18 protein-coding genes are annotated in these 20,704 nt (G+C 64.5%); 15 read left to right on the forward strand and 3 right to left on the reverse strand.

What is annotated here, in order from left to right; translation table 11 throughout:
• The first annotated feature begins 129 nt into the window (after positions 1–129).
• The 10 genes from ACSU1G_RS32100 (at position 130) to ACSU1G_RS32145 (ending at position 10,915) form a co-directional block, all read left to right on the forward strand.
• Positions 130–804, forward strand: a complete 675-nt coding sequence (locus ACSU1G_RS32100) for a YesL family protein (RefSeq protein ID WP_439285310.1) — start codon at positions 130–132, stop codon at positions 802–804.
• 63 nt (positions 805–867) lie between these two features.
• On the forward strand, positions 868–2,403 hold the full coding sequence (locus ACSU1G_RS32105; RefSeq protein ID WP_439285311.1) for an extracellular solute-binding protein: 1,536 nt from the start codon (positions 868–870) through the stop codon (positions 2,401–2,403).
• Positions 2,404–2,459: 56 nt separating this feature from the next.
• A complete protein-coding gene (locus ACSU1G_RS32110) occupies positions 2,460–3,446 on the forward strand; it encodes an ABC transporter permease (RefSeq protein ID WP_439285313.1) in 987 nt (328 codons plus the stop codon).
• On the forward strand, positions 3,446–4,327 hold the full coding sequence (locus ACSU1G_RS32115; protein WP_439285315.1) for a carbohydrate ABC transporter permease: 882 nt from the start codon (positions 3,446–3,448) through the stop codon (positions 4,325–4,327). The genes ACSU1G_RS32110 and ACSU1G_RS32115 overlap by 1 nt, the downstream gene beginning before the upstream one ends.
• Positions 4,324–4,971 (forward strand): DUF1961 family protein, encoded by a 648-nt coding sequence (locus ACSU1G_RS32120; protein WP_439285317.1) that lies wholly within the window; start codon positions 4,324–4,326, stop codon positions 4,969–4,971. Before ACSU1G_RS32115 ends, ACSU1G_RS32120 begins: the two co-directional genes overlap by 4 nt.
• Entirely contained in the window at positions 4,968–7,607 is a 2,640-nt protein-coding gene (locus ACSU1G_RS32125) for an exo-rhamnogalacturonan lyase family protein (RefSeq protein ID WP_439285319.1), read from the forward strand. Before ACSU1G_RS32120 ends, ACSU1G_RS32125 begins: the two co-directional genes overlap by 4 nt.
• A gap of 172 nt (positions 7,608–7,779) precedes the next feature.
• A complete protein-coding gene (locus ACSU1G_RS32130) occupies positions 7,780–8,739 on the forward strand; it encodes an aldo/keto reductase (protein ID WP_439285321.1) in 960 nt (319 codons plus the stop codon).
• Positions 8,732–9,430 (forward strand): ThuA domain-containing protein, encoded by a 699-nt coding sequence (locus ACSU1G_RS32135; RefSeq protein ID WP_439285323.1) that lies wholly within the window; start codon positions 8,732–8,734, stop codon positions 9,428–9,430. Before ACSU1G_RS32130 ends, ACSU1G_RS32135 begins: the two co-directional genes overlap by 8 nt.
• On the forward strand, positions 9,427–9,915 hold the full coding sequence (locus tag ACSU1G_RS32140; protein WP_439285324.1) for a hypothetical protein: 489 nt from the start codon (positions 9,427–9,429) through the stop codon (positions 9,913–9,915). The genes ACSU1G_RS32135 and ACSU1G_RS32140 overlap by 4 nt, the downstream gene beginning before the upstream one ends.
• 16 nt (positions 9,916–9,931) lie before the next feature.
• A complete protein-coding gene (locus tag ACSU1G_RS32145) occupies positions 9,932–10,915 on the forward strand; it encodes a LacI family DNA-binding transcriptional regulator (protein WP_439285326.1) in 984 nt (327 codons plus the stop codon).
• A 41-nt stretch (positions 10,916–10,956) separates the two neighbouring features.
• Here the strand turns inward: ACSU1G_RS32145 and ACSU1G_RS32150 are convergent, their stop codons facing one another.
• Together ACSU1G_RS32150 and pgm are read right to left on the reverse strand one after the other, a co-directional pair.
• Positions 10,957–11,946, reverse strand: coding sequence for a hypothetical protein (locus ACSU1G_RS32150; RefSeq protein WP_439285328.1), 990 nt, complete (start codon positions 11,944–11,946; stop codon positions 10,957–10,959).
• A 90-nt stretch (positions 11,947–12,036) separates the two neighbouring features.
• Positions 12,037–13,680 carry a phosphoglucomutase (alpha-D-glucose-1,6-bisphosphate-dependent) gene (gene pgm / locus ACSU1G_RS32155; RefSeq protein WP_439285330.1) on the reverse strand — a complete coding sequence of 548 codons (1,644 nt, stop codon included), beginning with the start codon at positions 13,678–13,680 and terminating at the stop codon, positions 12,037–12,039.
• Positions 13,681–13,805: 125 nt separating this feature from the next.
• On the opposite strand from pgm, the gene pheA reads away from it, so the two are divergent.
• The gene (gene pheA / locus ACSU1G_RS32160; protein WP_439285331.1) at positions 13,806–14,756 is read left to right on the forward strand and encodes a prephenate dehydratase; all 951 of its coding nucleotides are present in this window, start codon (positions 13,806–13,808) and stop codon (positions 14,754–14,756) included.
• Between the two features lie 196 nt (positions 14,757–14,952).
• Here the strand turns inward: pheA and ACSU1G_RS32165 are convergent, their stop codons facing one another.
• Positions 14,953–15,999 (reverse strand): LLM class flavin-dependent oxidoreductase, encoded by a 1,047-nt coding sequence (locus tag ACSU1G_RS32165; protein ID WP_439285332.1) that lies wholly within the window; start codon positions 15,997–15,999, stop codon positions 14,953–14,955.
• Positions 16,000–16,113: 114 nt separating this feature from the next.
• On the opposite strand from ACSU1G_RS32165, the gene ACSU1G_RS32170 reads away from it, so the two are divergent.
• From ACSU1G_RS32170 to ACSU1G_RS32185, 4 genes are all read left to right on the forward strand, one after another.
• A complete protein-coding gene (locus tag ACSU1G_RS32170) occupies positions 16,114–17,289 on the forward strand; it encodes an ROK family transcriptional regulator (protein WP_439285333.1) in 1,176 nt (391 codons plus the stop codon).
• A gap of 31 nt (positions 17,290–17,320) precedes the next feature.
• A complete protein-coding gene (locus ACSU1G_RS32175) occupies positions 17,321–18,511 on the forward strand; it encodes an ABC transporter substrate-binding protein (RefSeq protein ID WP_439285335.1) in 1,191 nt (396 codons plus the stop codon).
• 75 nt (positions 18,512–18,586) lie between these two features.
• The gene (locus ACSU1G_RS32180) at positions 18,587–19,414 is read left to right on the forward strand and encodes an ATP-binding cassette domain-containing protein (protein WP_439285337.1); all 828 of its coding nucleotides are present in this window, start codon (positions 18,587–18,589) and stop codon (positions 19,412–19,414) included.
• Between the two features lie 32 nt (positions 19,415–19,446).
• Positions 19,447–20,682 (forward strand): sugar ABC transporter permease, encoded by a 1,236-nt coding sequence (locus ACSU1G_RS32185; RefSeq protein WP_439285339.1) that lies wholly within the window; start codon positions 19,447–19,449, stop codon positions 20,680–20,682.
• The last annotated feature ends 22 nt before the right edge of the window (positions 20,683–20,704 follow it).

The following is a 20,704-nucleotide window of genomic DNA, read 5'->3' on the forward strand; positions in this document are numbered from 1 at the left end:
CATGGATAGCGCTTTCCTGTAGTGGTTGACGTGTCCTGATCCGTGGGTTAGCATCGGGAGCGGAAAGCGCATTCCCGCCCGAAATTTGTATCGCTGACACGCGCGGAATGCTGATCGATGGAGATCCTCATGAGCAACAGTTCCGTGTCCGGCGGGTGGGCTCTGCGTGCGCATGCGGCCTGCGACTGGTTGTTCTGGGTCATGACGGTGAACGTGCTTTGGTACGCCTTCACGCTTGCCGGAGGCATCGTCCTCGGAGCGGCACCGGCCACGATCGCCGCGGCCGAACTCACACGTCGTCGGTTGCGAGGAGAAGCGTTCCCCGCTGTGCGCACGTTCGCTGCGGCATGGCGCCGTGAGTTCTGGCGGTCCAACACCGTGCTGGCGCCCATCCTGGTCATCGGCGCCATCCTCACGGTGAACACGATCGGCTTCGCCGGTGCACGTACGCTCGCCGAGACGCCCGGAATCCTCACCCTTGTGGCCCTCGTACTCACGTTCGCGCTGCTGGCCGTGACCTTCCCGCTCTACGTCCACTACGACCTGCCGCTGCGGGGCTACGCCCTGACTGCATCACGATGGATGCTGCGCAATCTCGCCCACGTTCTGCTGCTGGTCTTGGCTGCGGTCGTCATCGTCACTGCGAGCCTGATTCTTCCCGGCATCATCCCGTTTCTCTCCCTCGGCGCATGGCTCACGATCGACACCGCACTGTGCCTGGCCTTCTTCGCGGCGAACGACCGGCAGCTCGCCGCTGCGGACGCCGATGCCGCTCCCCATGCGGTTCCCGTCGCAGCCGGCTGACCACCACCCCTGATCCGATCAACTACCCCGCACCCTCACAACAGCACGAACAAAGGAGTTCACATGAAGCACATCAGAAAGCTCAGCGGTCTGGCGCTGGTCACCGCCGGTGCCGTCGTCCTCGCCGGCTGCTCAGCCGGAGGAGCCGACGAAGGCGGCGGTGAGACGGCCGAGCTGAAGAGCCTGTCGATCATGGCCCCCTATCTGGTCACGAACGCACCTGCCGACGGCAACGAGGTGCAGGCCGCGCTCGAAGAGATTGCCGGCGTCGGCCTCGACATCACCTGGGTGCCCAACTCGTCGTACGGGGACAAGACCAACATCACACTCGCCGGAGATGACATCCCACAGGTCATGGTCATCCAGGGCAAGGATCCTGGCTTCGTCCGCAACGCAGAGGCCGGCGCCTTCTGGGATCTCACGGAATACCTGGACGACTACCCCAACCTGAAGACGACCTTCCCTGAGGTGCAGCAGTCCGCGAGCGTGAACGGCAAGGTATACGGCATCTTCCGAGCCCGCGATGTCATGCGCACGGCCGTCATCATCCGCAAGGACTGGCTGGCAGCCGTCGGACTCGACATGCCGGAGACCACGGAAGACCTGTATGAGGTTGCCAAGGCGTTCACAGAGCAGGACCCAGACGGCAACGGCGTCGATGACACCTACGGGCTGATCATTCCCAAGTGGCCAGGCGCGATCGGCAGCAACAGCCCGTACGACGTGATCGAGACGTGGTTCGGTGCAGGTAACCGCTGGACTGAGCGCGATGGCGAACTGGTGCCGAGCTTCACAACTGACGAGTGGCTCGATGCGGTGGCGTACGAGAAGGAACTCGTCGACGGCGGGTATGTGAACCCCGATTACACAACGTTCGACTCCGCGAAATGGAATGAGCCGTTCCTGAACGGCAAGGGAGGCATCATCGTCGACGTGCACTCGCGTGCGGGTCAGCTGATGAACTTGCTCAAGGAATCTGAACCCGACGGCTTCGACCAGTACGTCGACGTCGCTGGCAACATGACCGGACCCGACGGTGAGCTCACTGCCCACCCGACCACGGGCTACAGCGGATTCCTGGCGATCCCGAAGACTAACGTGCGCACCGAAGCTGACCTGCGCGCGGTGCTCGAAGTTCTCAACAAGCTCAACTCGGCCGAAGCGGGACCCGTCCTCAACAACGGCATCGAGGGGGAGACCTTCACGCTCGACGGCGACCTCGCCGTCGCCGTCGATGACGCTCCGCAGGAGCTGAAGGACGCTGTTCTGAGCTACAGCCAGCTGGGGATGAACGTCACCGGCTTCCAGGGTTATCTCCCCAAGCAGGCGACGGAGTACGAGCAGGAGATGTACGACAAGCGCAAGGAGATCGAGGCCTCCGACTCCGAGCACGCGGTGTATGACGAGGCGGCAGCCTACGTCTCGGAGACCTACGTGTCCAAGGGCGCCCAGCTGGACATCATCATTTCGGACGCACGCATTCAGTTCATCGCAGGGCAGATCGACCTGGATGGGCTCAAGGATGCGGTCGCGCTGTGGCGCAGCAGCGGAGGCGACGACATCATCGCCGAGATCAATGAACTGAGCAGCCAGAACTGACCGAATGAGGGGCGGATGCGAGCTGCATCCGCCCCTCCACACCGATTGGAGATCGCGTGGTCGTTCTGGACACAGCCGTCACTCAGGCGGAGACTCACACCGCGACGGAGGCTCTCACCGTTCCGCCCCTGAAGCGCCGTCGCGGCGTACGGGTGCACTTCACCCAGTTCAAGTGGCTGTACCTGATGCTGCTCCCCGGGCTCATCTATTTCGCGGTCTTCCGTTACGGGCCGATGGGCGGCGCGGTCATCGCGTTCAAGGACTACGTGCCTTTCCTCGGCATCGCGGACAGCCCCTGGGTGGGGTTCAAGCACTTCGACGACTTGTTCGCCAGCCCAGACTTCGGGCGGATCATGGCGAACACGCTGATCCTCGCGCTGCTGAGTGTCGTCGTGGCTTTTCCGCTGACGATCGTCGTCTCACTCCTGCTCAATGAGCTGCGGGTCAACATCGTCAAGCGCTCCGTACAAACATTGATCTATATCCCGCACTTCCTGTCGTGGACCGTCGTCGCGTCGCTGACCTATCTGCTGTTCGCGCTGGACATCGGCCCGTTGACGCAGCTGATCAACGGGGTACTCGGAACGGATGTCGGCTTCCTCACCGACCCTGCCTGGTTCCGACCCATCATCGTCCTTCAAGACATCTGGAAGAACACCGGCTGGGGCACCATCATCTTCCTCGCCGCGCTCGCGAGCGTGGATCAGGAGCAGTACGAGGCGGCGATCATCGACGGGGCAGGGCGGTTCCAACGCGTCTGGCATGTGACACTCCCCGCCATCCGACCCACGATCATCATCCTGCTCGTGCTGCAGATGGGGCAGGTGCTCAACACCGGGTTCGAGCAGATTTACCTCATGACTAACTCCCTGAACCGCCAGGTGGCCGACGTCTTCGATACCTACGTGTACTTCATGGGAATCACCCAGGGCTCCTACAGCTACAGCACCGCGGTCGGCCTGTTCAAGGCGGTCGTGGGTGTGGTGCTGATCTTCGGGGCGAATTGGCTCGCCAAACGGTTCAACCAGACGGGGATCTTCTGATGGCACGCGAGAAGTACCGGTTCAACACCCCGGCCGGCAAAGTCTTCGACGTGTTCAACGTCGCGCTGCTCACCGCCGTCGGAATCGTCGCGCTGATCCCGTTCGTGTACGTGGTCGCCGGATCCTTTGCCACCGAACTCGAACTCGCCACCCGGTCGTTCTTCGTGTGGCCCGAGACATTCAGCCTGCGCGCCTACGAATCGATCCTCACCAGTCCCACGTTCCTGCGTGCCATGGTCACGACGATCGCCGTCACGGCGGTCGGCACGCTGATCCAACTGTTTCTCACCGCGTCGATGGCGTACCCGCTGTCCAAGGGCAACCTCCCCGCTCGGCGTACGCTGCTGTCACTCATCGTGTTCACGATGGTGTTCTCCGGCGGCATGATCCCGACCTTCCTGGTGGTCAAGGACCTGGGCCTGCTCGACACATACTGGGCGCTGATCTTGCCGATGGCGATCAACCCCTTCAGCCTGATCATCATCAAGAACTTCTTCGAGCAGCTCCCCGCGGAGCTCGAGGAGTCCGCGAAGATCGACGGCGCGAACGAGATGCAGGCGTTGTGGAGCATCATCCTCCCGCTCTCCAAGCCCGTGCTCGCCACCTTCGCCCTGTTCTACGCCGTGGGCATCTGGAACGACTTCATGTCGCCCTTGCTGTACCTCAACGACAACACGATGTGGACGCTGCAGATGTTCCTGCGCCAGGTCACGGTCGCCACCGATCTGTCGATGCTGGAGGCCGGCCCCGGTCAGATGCCGCCAGCGCAGGGCATCAAGTTCGCCGTCATCGTCGTGGCGACTCTGCCGATTCTGCTGTTCTATCCGTTCCTGCAGAAACACTTCGCCAAGGGGATGCTGATCGGGTCGGTGAAGGGATGACGGCGCTGCTGTACCGAAATCCGATGGCTTCGCTGGAGGATCTCGCGGACTGGGTTGCCGAAGGGCCGATGGTCGCGGACGCCGGAGACGACGGACTGCTTCTCTCCAGCGACGGCGGAATCGATGAGCACTGGACGCTGTGGTGCCCCGAAATTTTCGGCGACCGCATCCGCATCACCTGGGAGATGTCTCCGCGCAGCGAACCGGGCCTTGCCATGTTGTTCTTCGGGGCGGCAGCGGTGGACGGCGGCAGCATCTTCGACGATGTTCTTGCTCCGCGCACTGGCGCTTATCCGCAGTATCACTCCGGCGACATCCGCACGCTGCACGTGTCGTACTTCCGCCGGCGATGGGAGGACGAACGCGCCTTCCATACCTGCAACTTGCGCAAGTCGCCCGGGTTCCATCTGGTCAGTCAGGGTGCCGACCCCCTGCCATCCGTCGACGATGCACGCGGAGCGTTCTACCGTATCTGCGTCATCAAAGATGGTGACCGCGTGGTCTTCTCGATCGATGATCTCGTCCTCTTCGACTGGGTGGACGACGAGTCGACCGGCCCGCGCGTGCGCGGCGGCCGTATCGGATTCCGACAGATGTCCCCGCTGACCGCCTGCTACCGAAACCTTGAGGTGCATTCGCTATGACCGTCCCCACCGCCCCGGCCGTCCCCCTGCGCTGGCTCGATGACGTCGCCCCGGCGGTGCTGCCCTCGGGTGTCACCTGGGGTGCACCACTCCCGCGCGGGAGCGTCGCATCGACCTCGGAACTTCGCCTTCGCCGTGATGGCGAGAACGTGCCCGGACAGTTCTGGCCTCTCGCGACCTGGCCTGATGGGTCGGTGAAGTGGACGGGCGTGGCGCTCGGTGCGATGGACGATGTCGGCGAGTACGAGATCGTGGCGGATGCCGCATCCCCCCTTCCTACACACGATCGGCCAGTGCAGGTGCGCCGCGAGGCCGGCGCCGTGGTCATCGACAACGGCGTGATCGCCGTGGAGATCGACGTGCCGCAGCACGGCGGGGCAGTCGACGCGCTGATCCGCTCGATCACCCGGGACAGTGCCGCGATTGCGGAGGACGTCCGCCTGGTCAGCTTGCGGCAGGACGAGATCGTGGAGGACGGCGGCGGTGCGCCTCGAGAACACTTCCGCTCGCGCGTCTCGCTGGTCGATGTCGAGCAGGAGGGCCCCATCCGGGCGGTCGTGCGGCTCGAGGGTACGCACCGGTCGGAGTCGGGAGAGCGGGAGTGGCTGCCGTTCATCGTGCGACTCGTCCTGGTCGCTGGCTCTGAGGAGATTCGCGTCGTGCACACGGTGATCTGGGACGGCGATGGCGAGGCCGATTTCCTCACCGGGCTCGGCGTCAGGGCAGGGGTACCGTTGCGGGCCCCGCTGCACGACCGGCATGTCCGGTTCGCCGGTGCCGGTGGCGGCTTCTTCTCGGAGGCAGTGCGGGGGCTCACCGGGCTCCGCCGCGATCCGGGTGCCGAGGTGCGTGTCGCGCAGATCCAGGCAGTGGCGACGCCGCCGACCTCTACGTGGAATCCGGAAGTGTCCGAGCGGCTGGATCTCATCCCCGCATGGTCGGATGCCACGCTCACCCAGCTCAGCGCCGACGGCTTCGGCATCCGCAAGCGCACCGCCCCTGGCCACGCGTGGATCAGCGCGGGTGCCGGCACCCGGGCTGAGGGTTTCGTGTCGGTCAGTGATCCGGGTGGGGGGCTTGGCATCGGGGTGCGGGGCTTCTGGCAGTCGCACCCGGGTCAGCTCGACATTCGGGGTGCGGCGTCCGATCGTGCGGAGGTCACCGCGTGGCTGTATGCGCCCCAGGCCCAGCCGATGGACGTCCGGTTCTATCACGATGGTCTCGGACAGGATGACTTCGCAACGCAGCTTGAGGGTCTCGAGATCACCTACGAGGACTACGAGCCGGGCTTCGGTGATGCGCATGGGGTCGCACGCACCCACGAAATCACCCTGTTCGCATACGCAGCGACGCCCGCGATCGAACGGGTCGCTGCCGACGTGGCGCGGCTGCAGACGCCTCCGCTACTGCAACCGACTCCCGCGCACCTGGATGCCGTGGGTGTGTTCGGCGACTGGGCGCCGATCGATCGCTCGACGCCGGTTCACGCCGAGATTGAGGACAGTATCGACTTCCTCCTGGACTTCTACCTCGGCCAGATCGGGCAACGCAGCTGGTACGGCTTCTGGGACTATGGCGACGTGATGCACGCCTACGACGCTGATCGTCACGTCTGGCGATACGACGTCGGCGGCTACGCCTGGGACAACAGCGAGCTCTCGCCGGATCTGTGGCTCTGGTACTCGTACCTGCGCAGCGGTCGTGCCGATGTCTTCCGCCTCGCAGAGGCGATGACCAGGCATACCGGCGAGGTCGACGTCTATCACCTCGGTCGTTGGAAGGGGCTCGGATCGCGGCACAACGTGCAGCACTGGGGATGCAGCGCCAAGCAGCTGCGCATCAGCAGCCCGATTTACCGGCGCATCTTCCACTATTTGACCGCGGACGAGCGCGTCGGTGACCTGCTCACCGAGCTACGGGACAGCGACCAGCGTTTCCTCGACACCGATCCCACCCGGAAGGTTCGGACGGATGCGTCGACCTATCGACCGGATCGTTCGGCGCTCGCCGTCGGGCTCGGGACGGACTGGGGCGCGTTGGCTGCGACGTGGCTCACCGATTGGGAGCGCACCGGCGACACGCGCTCCCGCGACCGGCTGCTGGGAACCATGGCCGACATCGGCGCTCTTCCGCACGGATTCCTCACCGGCGAGGCGCTCTACGACCTGGACTCCGGTCGCTTCGACACCAGTCGGGACCGCATCTCGGTGTCGCACCTGAGCGCAGTGTTCGGGCTCGTGGAGGTGTGCAGCGAGCTGATCGATCTCGTGGACGTGCCCGGATTCCGGGATGCGTGGCTCGATTATTGCCGCCTGTATCTGGCGACGCCGGAGGAGCAGACGGCGGCGGTCGGTGCTCCGCTGTCCGGCATCCATCTCGAGCAGGCGCACAGCCGACTGACGGCGTATGTCGCTGCGAGCACCGAAGATGCTGCGCTCGCCGAGCTCGCCTGGCAGGCGTTCGAAGGGGTCGGGGAGTGGCTCGTCCACCGGCGTGACTTCACGCTGTGCCGGGTGGAGGTGCCCCACGTCCTCAACCCGGTGGACGAGGCGCCAACTGTTTCGACCAATGACGCGGCCCAGTATGGGCTGGCGGCGATCCAGAACCTCGCGCTGATCGGGGGTCGCCTCCGCTGACGCGAGTGCCGTAGGGCGCGGGGTACGCGAGCATCCTTCTCATGCTGCTTGCGCCACGTGCCACAGCGTGTTCTACTACTAAAAACGTTTTAGATAAAACGTTCTAGACGAACAATGGAGTCGCTATGGGATGGGTCCTGATCGATCGTATCCGTGGAGGTGACTCGTTCGAATGAGTCAAACAACCCCGACCATAAATCGAACGACTCTCGGCCGCACCGCTCTGAGCGTGTCCTCTCTCTGTGTCGGTACCGCTGCGTGGGGGCTCACATCCCCGGTGCACGGACTCTCGGTCACAGAAGCGGAGGCAACCGCCACCGTGCACGCGGCACTACGCTCTCCGGTGAACTTCATCGACACGTCGAACAACTACGGGGACGGTGAGAGCGAACGGCGCATTGGTGTCGCGCTCGCCAGTGTCGACGCACCTGAGGACTTCATCGTCCAAACCAAGCTCGATCGTGACCCAGAGACCGGGTCATTCGGTGCCGACCGAATGAGGCGATCTCTGGATGAGAGCCTCGAACGCCTCGGCCTCACACATCTGCCACTGCTTCATCTGCACGATCCGGAGAATATCTCCTTCGACGAGGCCATGTCGTCCGAAGGTCCCGTATCGACCCTGATCGCCCTGCGTGACGAAGGGTACGCCGACCACATCGGCATCTCCGGAGGGCCAGCGACACTGCTGAAACGATTCGTTGAAACAGACATCTTCGATGTGCTGATCACCCACAACCGCTTCACGCTCGTCGACCAGACAGCGGACGAATTGCTGACCGCCGCCGCTACACGCGGATTGGGAATCATCAACGCCGCCGTCTACGGGGGCGGCATCTTGAGCACATGGCCGCGAACCTCGGATCATTATCACTACCGCACCGCACCGTCGGAGGTCCTCGGCGCAATCGATTCGATGGGCGCCGCGTGCGCACGATATGGGATTCCGCTCATCGCAGCGGCGCTACAGCTGTCCACACGGGATCCGCGCATCCACTCGACCATCTGCGGGATGGTCTCGGCGGCACAACTTCACGAGACACTTACCTTGCTCGATGTGACCATTCCTCCGAGTCTCTGGGAGGAGCTCGCGCAGTTGCGCCCTGACCGCTCTACGTGGATCAATGACTGACGTGCAGAGCACCGCGCTGATCGTTGTTGCGAGCGGCGTCGGAAAACACGCGGATCCCTGGCATGCGCTCGAGGCGACGTCTGCTGCGATCGCAGCGATCGTGGCAGACATGGGGCACGTGCGAGTCGTCACGACCGACGAGGTCGATGCATGGGCGGGCGCGCGAGTTCTGATACTCAATGTGAGTGGCGACCTGGGCATGCCGCCGGGGTCGAGCGCGCTGCAGATGGATGCGATCGTCGCCCATCACAACGCTGGCCTGCCCATTCTCGCCGTGCACTCGTCTTCGCTGGCCTTTCGTGATGACCCCCGTTGGCGCGAGATTCTGGGCGGTCGGTGGATCCCGGGTGTCACGATGCATCCGCAGATCGGTAACTCTCTGATCCAGCACACCCCGGCCGATCGACTGCCCGAGGGAGTCGTGGCGTTCGAGGAAGACTTCTTCGTCTACGACGAGCGCTACACGAACCTGGAACTTGACGTTGCCCCTCATGTCCTCGCAATCCACACGGAGGACGGACACACGCATCCGATCGCATGGTGGAAGAGTGCGCAGGACGGACACGGAGCAGTTGTATATGACGCCCTCGGCCATGGGGTCGAGTCGTATGATTCTCGACACCATCGCGCCTGGTTGAGAGATGCGGTTCGCGTGTTGCTGAACGACGGCCACCGCTCTGGACCCTTATGAGAGCTGAATGGAACAGCCTCGTCGTCGATGCCATCGACTATGAGATCGCGAGAATCGGTACGTCAGACGCATCCGCCGAGATCGGCGCATTCCACGACGTGTTCCTTTCCACGCAGTCGCCCTGGCGCATGGTGTCCGGATATCTCATGTTGGAAGCGGATGCGCTTCGCTCGCGCCTGAACATCTTCAGTCATGGGCGTGTTGTCGCATCACTCTTTGCGGATGGCGACAACATCGTGTGGAGCACCGCACGCTCGCCGCTAAAGGACCCGGCATGGCGAGTCGATGGTTCGTCAATCCGCACCGACGGGATCGCCCTCGTGCCGATGAGCGGAGACGCGCCACATGTCGACGGCAATCTAATAGTGATGTCCGGGGGTCTGCCCTGGGCGTTCACGATCGTTCATGGCCCGGCCGAGTCGAAGATCGATGCGCGAATACGACTCCTGATGAGTCTGGAACGGACAGGTGGACGCCGTGGCTGATGTGGGTATCCGAGATGTGGCGGCGCGCGCCGGTGTATCGGTTTCGACCGTGTCCAATGTCCTCAATCGGCCGGAGCTGGTCTCGAAAGACGCTGCGCAGCGCGTGCAGCAGGCCGTCGCTGACTTGGACTACGTGCCCAACGTCGCAGCCAGGCAGCTGCGCGCGGGGCGCAGCAACGTTTTCGGGATGGCAGTCATCAACATTACGAACCCGTTCTTCTCCGAAGCCGTTCTTGGCGCGGAAGAGGTCGCCGAAGAAGCCGGCTACTCCGTGATCGTGGGCAACAGCTATGACTCGTTCCCGCGGGAGTCCCGCTATCTCGATCTCTTCGATCGTCAGCGACTCGATGGCATTCTTCTGGCTCCGGTGAGCGACGATCTGTCCGGGCTGGAGCGCTTCGTTAAGCGGGGCGTTCCGATCGTACTTGTGGACCGCGTCGACCCGAAGGGAGTTCACTTGTCGGTATCGCTTAACGACGTCCAGGGTGGTGTCTTGGCGGCCGAGCACCTCCTTGCAGGTGGTGCGCGACACATCGCGTTCGTCGGAGGACCGTTCTACGTCGCCCAGATGCGCGACCGCCACGAGGGCGTCGAGCGCACGGTCCGAGAGGCCGGCGCGCGATTCAGCCTCATCGAGACCAACACGCTGAGCGTGCGACTGGGCCGCGAGCTCGGCGACCGCATCGCCGGGATGAATGAAGTTGATCGTCCGGACGGTGTTTTCGGCGCCAACGATGAGGTGGCGCTGGGCATCATGCAGAGCCTGATCCACCACGGCGTCTCCGTGCCAGGCGACATCGCGATTGTCGGTTATGACGACATCGACTTTGCTGCGTCGGCGATCGTACCTCTCACCTCCATTCGCCAGCCCAGTATCGAGATGGGGCGCAGCGCCGCAGGGCTGCTCCTGTCTGCGCTGTCAGAGCCAGACGAACCGCTCAAATCGGTTCGATTCGAGCCGACACTTGTCCAGCGGCAGTCGACCCGACCTCGCGTATGAACGTGGCGTGAAGTGGAGGCCGGGATCCGCGGGTGACGGTGTCAGATGAAGGGTCGCGCGTCGAGGATGGAGCGGAGCGAGAGTCCGCCGGTGTCGATCGCGTCGGGCAGTTGGACTGCGAGTTCGGCCACCAGCCCGACGCGCGCTTGGACGACGTGAAGATCACCTTCCGCAGCGTCCGGAGCCGACAAAGCGGCCGCAGCACGGTTGGCAAGCGTTTCGCACGCCGCCGTGACCTCTGCTGCTCGGTGACCGTCGCGCGCCGACCGACCCACTGAATACACCCAGTCGAGCTGCCGGAATCCCCACGCGTCGAGCGGGCTATCCTCGGACGGCAGCACGGTCGGTGTCTCGTGTAGAAGCAGAAGCCCCGTGTCAACGACGCCAGAAGGATTTGGCCACGTGCGCCCGAGCCACTCGTAGAGAAAATGCATGTGGAAACTGCACCCGAGATTGCCGAACAGTCCTGGGTCCTCGTCGACAGCCCCCATTCGATCGCGGAGCCAGAGCCCTGTCTCGCCATCGGCGTGATCGTCCAGCCAGCCCAGATACTGGTCAAGCCATCCGGTGCGCTCGTTCTCTGCAGCCCCAGCGCAGACGACACCGATGGCGAGGAGCCCGGCCGCCTCGTGGGAGGCAGGCCACGGCTGATCCCAGTCGAGTCCGGCGAGGAACGGGGCTGCCGCTTCCGCGCGCAGCAGGTCTTGCAAGCGAGCGGGGACAGGAGGCAATTCCCCGAGCACCATGAGTGTCGTCAGTGCGGTGGCAGCGCGGTGGATTTCGCCGTGAGTCGGATCCGCGAACAGCCCATCTGCTGTCGCGAATGAATTCACTGCGCGGCGCAGATCGTCCGCTTCGCGGCCGATGGGATGGTCTCCGAGCGCAATCCTGATGCCGATAGCTGCTGCCGTTCCGTACAGATCCGTGGCGGTACCGCCACGGTGACGCGTATATCCGTCCCCCCGGCGGCTCTCGGCAACCCGCTCGCGAGCATTGCGAAGAAAGCCGTCGAAGCTCAATGCACTGACCATAAATCGCCGTTCTCGGGAGGGCTCGTCGCGAGCACCGTTGGTTTTGCAACGGCGTGTATCGCCGATACGGGTTGATACAGGGGCGGAAGGCTAGCCCCCGAGCGCCGCCGACACCACCGCGCGGGCCTCGGCCTGCACCTCGGCGAGGTGTTCTGCCCCGAGCAGGCTCTCGGCATAGAGCTTGTATACGTCTTCCGTGCCGGAGGGACGGGCGGCGAACCAGGCGTGCTCGGTCTGCACCTTCAGCCCGCCGATCGCTGCACCGTTGCCCGGCGCATGCGACAGCTTCGCGATGATCGGCTCACCCGCGAGCGACGTCGCCGTGACGGCATCCGGTGCGAGCTTTCCGAGGGTCGCCTTCTGCGCGGGCGTCGCCGGAGCATCAACGCGCTGGTACGCGGATGCTCCGAACGCCTGCTCGAGTTCGGCATAGCGCTCTGACGGACTCTTGCCCGTGACCGCGATGATTTCGGCGGCGAGCAGGCAGAGCAGGATGCCGTCCTTGTCGGTCGACCAGACCGTACCGTCCTTGCGGAGGAACGACGCCCCCGCCGACTCCTCTCCGCCGAATGCGACCGTGCCGTCGAGCAGGCCCGGTACGAACCACTTGAATCCGACCGGAACCTCGAGCAGACGACGGCCGAGAGACTCAGCGACCCGGTCGATGATCATCGACGAGACCAGCGTCTTACCGATTGCGGCATCCCGTGGCCACGCGTCGCGGTGCGAGAACAGGTAATCGATCGCGACGGCGAGATAGTGGTTGGGGTTCATGAGACCGGCATCCGGTGTCACGATGCCGTGCCGGTCGGCGTCGGCGTCGTTTCCGGTGAGCACGTCGAAGTCGCCCTTCTTGGCGACGAGGGATGCCATCGCGTTGGGCGAGGACGGATCCATCCGGATCTTCTCGTCCCAGTCCAGCGTCATGAAGCGCCAGGTCGGATCGACCTCACGGTTGACGACCGTCAGGTCCAGCTCGTATACCTCTTTGATCAGCGCCCAGTACTCGACGGATGCGCCGCCGAGCGGATCGGCGCCGATGCGGACGCCGGCGTTCTTGATGGCGTCGATGTTGATGATCGTGGCCAGGTCGCGTACGTAGGCGTCGCGGAAGTCGTAGTTGGGCAGGGCATCCCAGTCGATGTCAGCGAAGCTCTTCGATTTGACGGCATCCAGGCCCGCCTCGATGAGTTCGTTCGCGCGGTTCGCGATCCAGCTCGTGGCGTCGGTGTCGGCGGGGCCGCCGTGCGGCGGGTTGTACTTGAATCCGCCATCGCGCGGAGGATTGTGCGACGGGGTGACGACGATTCCGTCTGAGCGGCCAGCAGCATCCGCCGGCAGTTCGCGGTTGTAAGTGAGGATCGCGTGGCTGAGTGCAGGAGTCGGCACGTAGGAGTCGCGTGAATCGACGCGCACCTCGATGCCGTTGGCGACGAGCACCTCGATCGCGGTGCGCTCTGCGGGAAGTGAGAGGGCGTGAGTGTCGCGCCCGAGGAACAACGGACCGGTGATGCCCTGCGTGCGGCGGTAGTCGACGATCGCCTGAGTGGTGGCGAGGATGTGCTGCTCGTTGAAGCTGTTCGACAGCGACGAGCCGCGGTGACCGCTCGTGCCGAAGGCGACGCGCTGAGCAGGATCGCTCGGATCCGGACGGCGGTCGTAGTACGCGGCGATCAGTTCGTCGACGTCAATGAGGTCACTTTCCTCCGCGGGGAGGCCGGCACGGCTGGTCATGGTTCCAGTCTGCCCCTTTTTCCTCCTCCACGACATCCCGCGAGACTTCACTTGCGTCACGAATAACCCGGGTTTCGAGGACATACGCGAAGTCTCGCGGTGGGGGTGAGGCGGTGAGGGCTAAGGTGAAACGCGTGACTGAACGTCGTACCTATAGCTACCTGGGCCCTGCGGGCACCTTCACTGAAGCAGCACTCGACCAGGTGGCCGAGGCGCGTGGCCAGGACTGGCGTGCCGTACACAACGTCGGCGAAGCTCTGGCCGACGTGCTTGAGGGTCGCAGCTACGCGGCGATGATCGCGATCGAAAACTCCATCGAGGGTGGCGTCTCCACCACACAGGATGCTCTTGCGACTCTGCCTGGGTTGCGCATCGTCGGCGAATACCTGGTGCGAGTCAACTTCGTTCTGGTCGCTCCGCGCGGCACGAAGCTCGAGGATGTCACCGTGATCGCGGCGCATCCGGTTGCCTACGCGCAGTGCCACGGCTGGCTGGGCGAGAATCTTCCGAACCATTCTCATGTTCCGGCGGCCAGCAACGTGGCATCCGCGATCGGCGTGCTGGACGGCTCCTTGCCCGCTCAGGCCGCGATCGCTCCTCCCGGGATCGTGCAGCACTACGACGTTGATGTGCTGGCATCTGAGATCGGCGACAACTCTGCGGCCGTCACGCGCTTCGTGCTCGTAACCCGCACGACGACCCCGCCTGATCCGACCGGCGCCGACAAGACCTCCCTGATCGTCGAGCTCCCGAATGACCGACCTGGCGCGTTGCTCGACATGCTCGAGCAGTTCTCGACGCGCGGCATCAACCTCTCGCTGATCGAGTCCCGGCCTATCGGAGATGAGCTCGGACGCTACCGATTCGTGCTCGACGCCGATGGTCATGTGCAGGATGAGCGGATGGCGGATGCTCTGCTCGGCATCCGTCGATTTAGCCCGCGCGTGGTGTTCCTCGGTTCGTATCCGCGCGCCGATCGCCGGATCGTGCACTATCCGGACCGCTACTCGGACGAGGTGTTCGTCGAAGCGCGCGACTGGCTCCGCGGGCTCCTCTCCGGCGCGCCGGAGGAGTAAGCGGGCGCTTGTTTCGCAGGGGAGGGGTCGTAGCCTGCCGCTTCAGGCTGCTGAGAGCGGCCCGGTGCGGCCCCTGAGGCTCGATCCTCAAGATGGTGGCCCGGCCGTAGGTTCCCCTACTCCTACGTGTGCGAGTGGGCGCTTGTGGCGCTTCGCCGCGGCAAAAGCGAGCCACGCGCGACCACTCGCCACCCCGCTACAACGCCGCGGCGATGAGCTCTAGGGTCTGGGCTCGGCCGGCCGCGGAATCCTTCGGCTCGGCCTCATAGGCGCCGGCCACGGGGGACACCATGACCTCGTCGACACCGTACTTCGCGGCGAACTCACGCGTCTCGGCGGCGACAGACTCGCCAGTGCCGACGAACCAGCGCGAACGCCCGGCCTGGACGGCTTGATCGGTGGCGGCATCTGGTGTCGCAGCAAGCGCCTCTTCTACAGTCTCGAGTGCGGTCAGAGGCTTGTTAAGGCGCAGCCGAGCCATCATCCGCAGCTGCGGAAGGGCGCGCGCTTCGGCTTCAGCAATCGTCGGCGCGGCCACCACATTGACAGTGAGGAAAGTGCGCGGCTCCGGATGCTCCTCGCTGGGCTGGTAGCCGGTGCGGTACAGATCGAGTGCGCGTTCAAGACCCTGGCCGGAGAAGTGATTCGCGAACACGTAGGGCAGGCCATGGGACGCCGCGAGCTGCGCCGAGTAGTCACTTGAGCCCAGCAACCAGATCTCGGGGGAGCTGGTCGCGGCAGGTGTGGCGTGCACGATGTACTCGCCGCCGGAAGTGAATCGCAGGGTCGCTCCGTCGCCCGCGAGGAACGCGGCGATGTCCTGTACGTGCCGGGGAAACTGCTCGACGTCGCTGGTCGTCCCTGATCCACGCAGCAGTTGCGTGATCACCGGATCGCTGCCTGGCGCGCGGCCAAGGCCGAGGTCGATGCGTCCCGGTGCGATGGCCTCGAGGGCCGCGAACTGCTCGGCAACGATGAGGGGCGCGTGGTTGGGCAGCATCACGCCGCCCGAGCCGAGCCGGATCTGCGTCGTGCGTCCGGCCGCGGCAGCGATCAGCACCGGAGGCGTGGTGGATGCCACGGCAGGCATGTTGTGGTGCTCGGCGAACCAGTAGCGGCGGTAGCCGAGGCGGTCAGCGATTTCGGCGAGCGAGAGCGACGCGGCAATCGCCTCGCTGCTGGTCTGGCCGGTGCGCACCGGAACGAGGTCGAGTACGGAGAGGGCAGGGGCTATGGCAGTCATCAAAGGGAGCAACGCCTGGCGATGGGCGCGCATTCCCTGCGAGGTACCCGGGTTCCCCGCGTGGCATTCGCGCGATGATGCACGTGCGACGCCGACGCCGGGTAAAGTGTCGTCGTGACATCACAAAGGCGTCCTCCCGGCTCGCAGGCTTCATTGCGTGAAGCCAACCGGCGGCGCGTCGTGGCCGCGATCAAGAAGCAGGGAAGCCTGACACAGGTCGAACTCGCTGCGGTGACAGGGTTGTCAGCCGCATCCGTGTCGAACATCGTCAAGGAGCTCACCGTAGGCGGAGTGCTGCGCACGGCACCTAGCATTCGCAGCGGGCGCCGCGCCACATTGGTCTCCTTTGCGCGCGCTGTCGGTCTCGTCGCCGGTGTCCATGTCGCCCCACGGCATTTACGTGTGGTGGTCGCCGATGTGAACGGCACCGTGCTCGGTGAGAACCACATGCCCTTGGCTCGTGATCACCGCGCGGACAACGAACTTGATCGGGCATCGCTCCTGCTGGCCGACATGCTGTCGAATCTCGAATCGGGCTTCGATGAGCTGCGCGGCGTGGGCATGGCGGTCTCGGCACCGATCGATCGGGCGGCGGCGCGCGTCGCGGGGCGGGGAATCCTGCGCGGCTGGACGGGTGTAGACATCGTGGAGGTTATGCACCGGCGACTGCGGCAGCCGATCTTCCTCGACAACGCCTCGAATCTCGCAACGCTCGCAGAGGCAAGGCTGGGCGCGGGGCGCGGCAAGCAGAACGTCATCTTCATCGATGCGGACGAGGGGATCGGCGCAGGGCTGCTCTTGGAGGGGCGGTTGCTTCGCGGCCACAATGGCACAGCAGGCGAGCTCGGCCATACTGTCATTCTCGAGGACGGTCCGCTGTGCCGGTGCGGGAACAGGGGGTGCCTGGAGGCCATAGCCGGTGGCCCGGCAATCCTTGAGGAGCTGGGCGACGTGGGTGGGATCACCAAGGTCGGCGATGTCGTCGTGCGCGCGATGGCGAACGACGGCGAGTGCATTCGGGCGCTGGCCAGGGCCGGCCGTCACATCGGGCTGGCAGCCGGCAACCTGTGCAACCTCTTCGACCCCGAGCGGATCATCGTGGGCGGAGACCTCGCGCGCGCAGGTGAGCTGCTGCTGGGGCCGATCCGGCTGGCGATGGAGAACACGGTGATCGTCAGCGGCGACGGCGTACCAGACGTCGTGCAGGGACAGCTCGGTATCGGGGCGGCGGCGCGAGGTGCTGCGGTGCTGGCGATCGACGAAACAAATGTGCGTCAATCGGTTCTGTGAACAGATTGAGTTCAAGTCTTGACGCCAATGGATGAATCCTGCCATGCTCGGTGGGTCGACACAGTGGTCGGCACAGCTACGGAGGTTTTCAATGAAGAACACAACCAAGCGCGCGCTGGTGGCTGTTACCGCGCTCGCCCTTTCGATGGGCATGCTCTCGGCATGCTCCAACGCCACGCAGACCGGCGATGCGGCCCCCGCCGACGATGCGGCTCCAGCCGATGAAGGGGATGCATCGACCGCGACGATCGGGTTGCTGCTTCCCGACAATGTCACCGAGCGCTATGCGAGCGCGGACAAGCCGTACTTCGAGGAGCGCGTCGCAGAACTGTGCGCCGACTGCACGGTGCTGTTCGCTAATGCTGACGGCGACGCAGCCAAGCAGCAGCAGCAGGCCGAGTCCATGCTCACGCAGGGTGTCGACGTGCTCGTGCTCGACCCGTTCGACGGTAAAGCCGCCGCCGCAATCGTCAATCAGGCCAAGGCCAAGGACATCCCGGTGATCTCCTACGACCGCCTTATCGACAGCCCAGATGTGTCCTACTACGTCTCGTTCGACAATGAAAAGGTGGGCGAACTGCAGGCGCAGGCGCTCGTAGACCGGATGAAGGAGCTCGGTCTGCCAGATGACTCCGGGATCATCATGGTCAACGGATCACCCACCGACCCCAACGCTGCGCAGTTCAAGAAGGGCGCGCACAGTGTCATCGACGCTTCCAGCCTGACGGTGCTCGCCGAGTACGACACTCCCGGATGGGAACCGCCCAAGGCGCAGAACTGGGTTGCTGGACAGGTGACGAAGTTCGGCGACAAAATCACCGGCGTATACGACGCTAACGACGACACCGCGGGCGGCGCAATCGCCGCGCTGAAGTCCGGCGGCATCACACCGCTCCCGCCCGTCACCGGTCAGGACGCGGCTCTGTCGGGCATCCAGCGCATCCTCTCCGGAGACCAGTACATGTCGGTGTACAAGGCCTTCAAGCCTGAGGCCTACCAGGCCGCCGAGCTGGCCGTTGCCCTCACTAAGGGAGAATCGCCGGAGGCCGATACCGAAGCCGATACGGCCAGCGGCGTCGCGATCCCGTCCTTCCTGCTGACGCCGGTTGCAGTCACGGTGGACAATATTAAGGACACCGTCGTCGCCGACGGGCTGTACACCATCGAGCAGATCTGCACCGCGGAGTACGCTGACGCCTGCGCCGAACACGGTCTGAAATAACTCGACCCTCTAAATGATCCGACCCGCGGTGTCGGCGTTTCGCCGGCACCGCGGCCTCATAACGAAGGATTCTCCGTGGCGCTAGCATCCGATCTTGACGAACAGCATGACGCTGTGCGTGAGCCGGTCCTGTCTATTCGAGGCATCTCCAAGGGATTCGGTGCAGTCAGGGCGCTGACCGATATCGACCTCGACGTGTACCCGGGCGAGGTCGTCGCGCTCGTCGGTGACAACGGTGCCGGTAAATCCACCCTGGTGAAGGTCCTCGCCGGCGTTCACACCGCGGACAGCGGCACCATCACCTTCAACGGCACACCAGCAACGATCCCGTCGCCGACTGCGTCGCGTGAACTGGGCATTGCGACGGTCTTCCAGGACCTGGCGCTCTGCGACAACCTCGACGTCGTCGCCAATCTGTTCCTCGGGAACGAGCGGGGAGTGGGGACTCTCGATGAGGAGCTGATGGAGCAGCAGGCGTGGGACCTGCTGCGTCAGCTTTCGGCAAAGATCCCCTCGGTGCGAATCGCCGTGGCATCTCTGTCGGGCGGGCAGCGCCAGACCGTCGCCATCGCCCGCTCCCTGATTGGCGAGCCGCGCATCGTCATCCTGGACGAGCCCACTGCGGCGCTGGGGGTGGCGCAGACCGCTGAAGTTCTCAACCTCATCGAGAGGCTGCGCGAGCGTGGTCTGGGTGTCATTCTGATCAGCCACAACATGGCCGATGTGCAGGCGGTCGCCGACCGCGTGCTGGTACTCAGACTCGGCCGCAACAACGGCATTTTCCGAACCGCGGATGTCAGCTATGAGGACATTGTCGCTGCGATCACCGGCGCCACAGACAACCCGGTCAGCACCCGTGCCGCGTCGCGAAACGACGAGCAGATCGACGAGAAAGACGCGTGATGAGCACACCACAGCCTGTGAAGGACAATTCCATGCCCACCACCAGCGCCCTCGACCTGCAGGACGAACGGCTGGTGCGCGGAGAGGGGCTCCGCGGTGCGGCCGCCGCATTCGGCACCCGCATCCGCACCGGCGATCTGGGGTCGCTGCCGATCTTCCTGGGGTTGGTGGTCATCGGGGTCGTCTTTCAGCTACTGAACCCGCACTTCCTCGCGGCTGACAACCTGGTCAACCTCACGCTGCAGTGCGCGGCGGGCGGGACTATCGCGCTGGGTGTGGTCGTGGTGCTCCTGGTCGCCCAGATTGACCTGTCGATCGGTTCGCTCAGTGGGCTGTCCTCGGCGATCCTCGGCGTGACCTTCGTGAACATGAACTGGCCGATCTGGCTGGCGATTCTGCTCGCCATCGCGGTGGGGGCGCTGATCGGGTTCTTCTACGGATTCCTGTTCACCCGGTTCGGAGTCCCGACGTTCGTGGTCACGCTGGCGGGTCTGCTCGGCTTCTTAGGGTTGCAGCTGTGGGTTCTAGGGCCCACCGGCACGATCAACCTGCCGTACTCATCCTGGCTGGTGCAGTTCGCGACTTCCTGGTTCCTGCCACCGTGGCTGGCCTATCTCATTGCCGGTATCGCTGTCGCAGGGATCGTGCTGAGCGACCTTGCGCGAGCGCGCCGGAGGACGAAGGCAGGGCTGTCGACAGGGCCAGTGTCGATCATCGTCATCAAGGCCGTCCTCATCGCCGTTGGTGCCGTCGGCGCCATCGCATACCTTGCGACCGACCGCGGTGTGGGCGTGATGTTCCTGACGTTCATCGTGTTCGTCGCCGTGATGGCATATCTGCTCACCCGTACGCGCTGGGGGCGCTGGATCTACGCGGTGGGCGGCAATGTTGAGGCAGCCCGACGCGCCGGCATCAACGTGAAGGCCATCTACATCTCAGCGCTCATGGTCGGCACAGTTCTCGCGACAGTGGGCGGCCTGATGGCGGCGGCACGGCTGACCGCGGCGAGCATCTCCAGCGGTGGCGGAACGACGAACCTCATTGCGATTGCAGCGGCGGTCATCGGAGGCACGAGTCTGTTCGGCGGACGCGGATCGGCGTGGTCCGCACTGCTGGGCATCTTCGTAATCATGTCGATCCAGAACGGTTTGACGCTTCTGAGCCTCGACTCGTCCGTGCAGTTCATGGTCACCGGTGCCGTGCTGCTGCTCGCGGTGATCATCGACTCGTTGTCACGGAAGTCCCGGGCTCTACACGGACAATCCTGACGCCTGAGGCGCCTCAAGCGCC

The sequence above is a fragment of the Microbacterium sp. A93 genome (assembly GCF_051842835.1).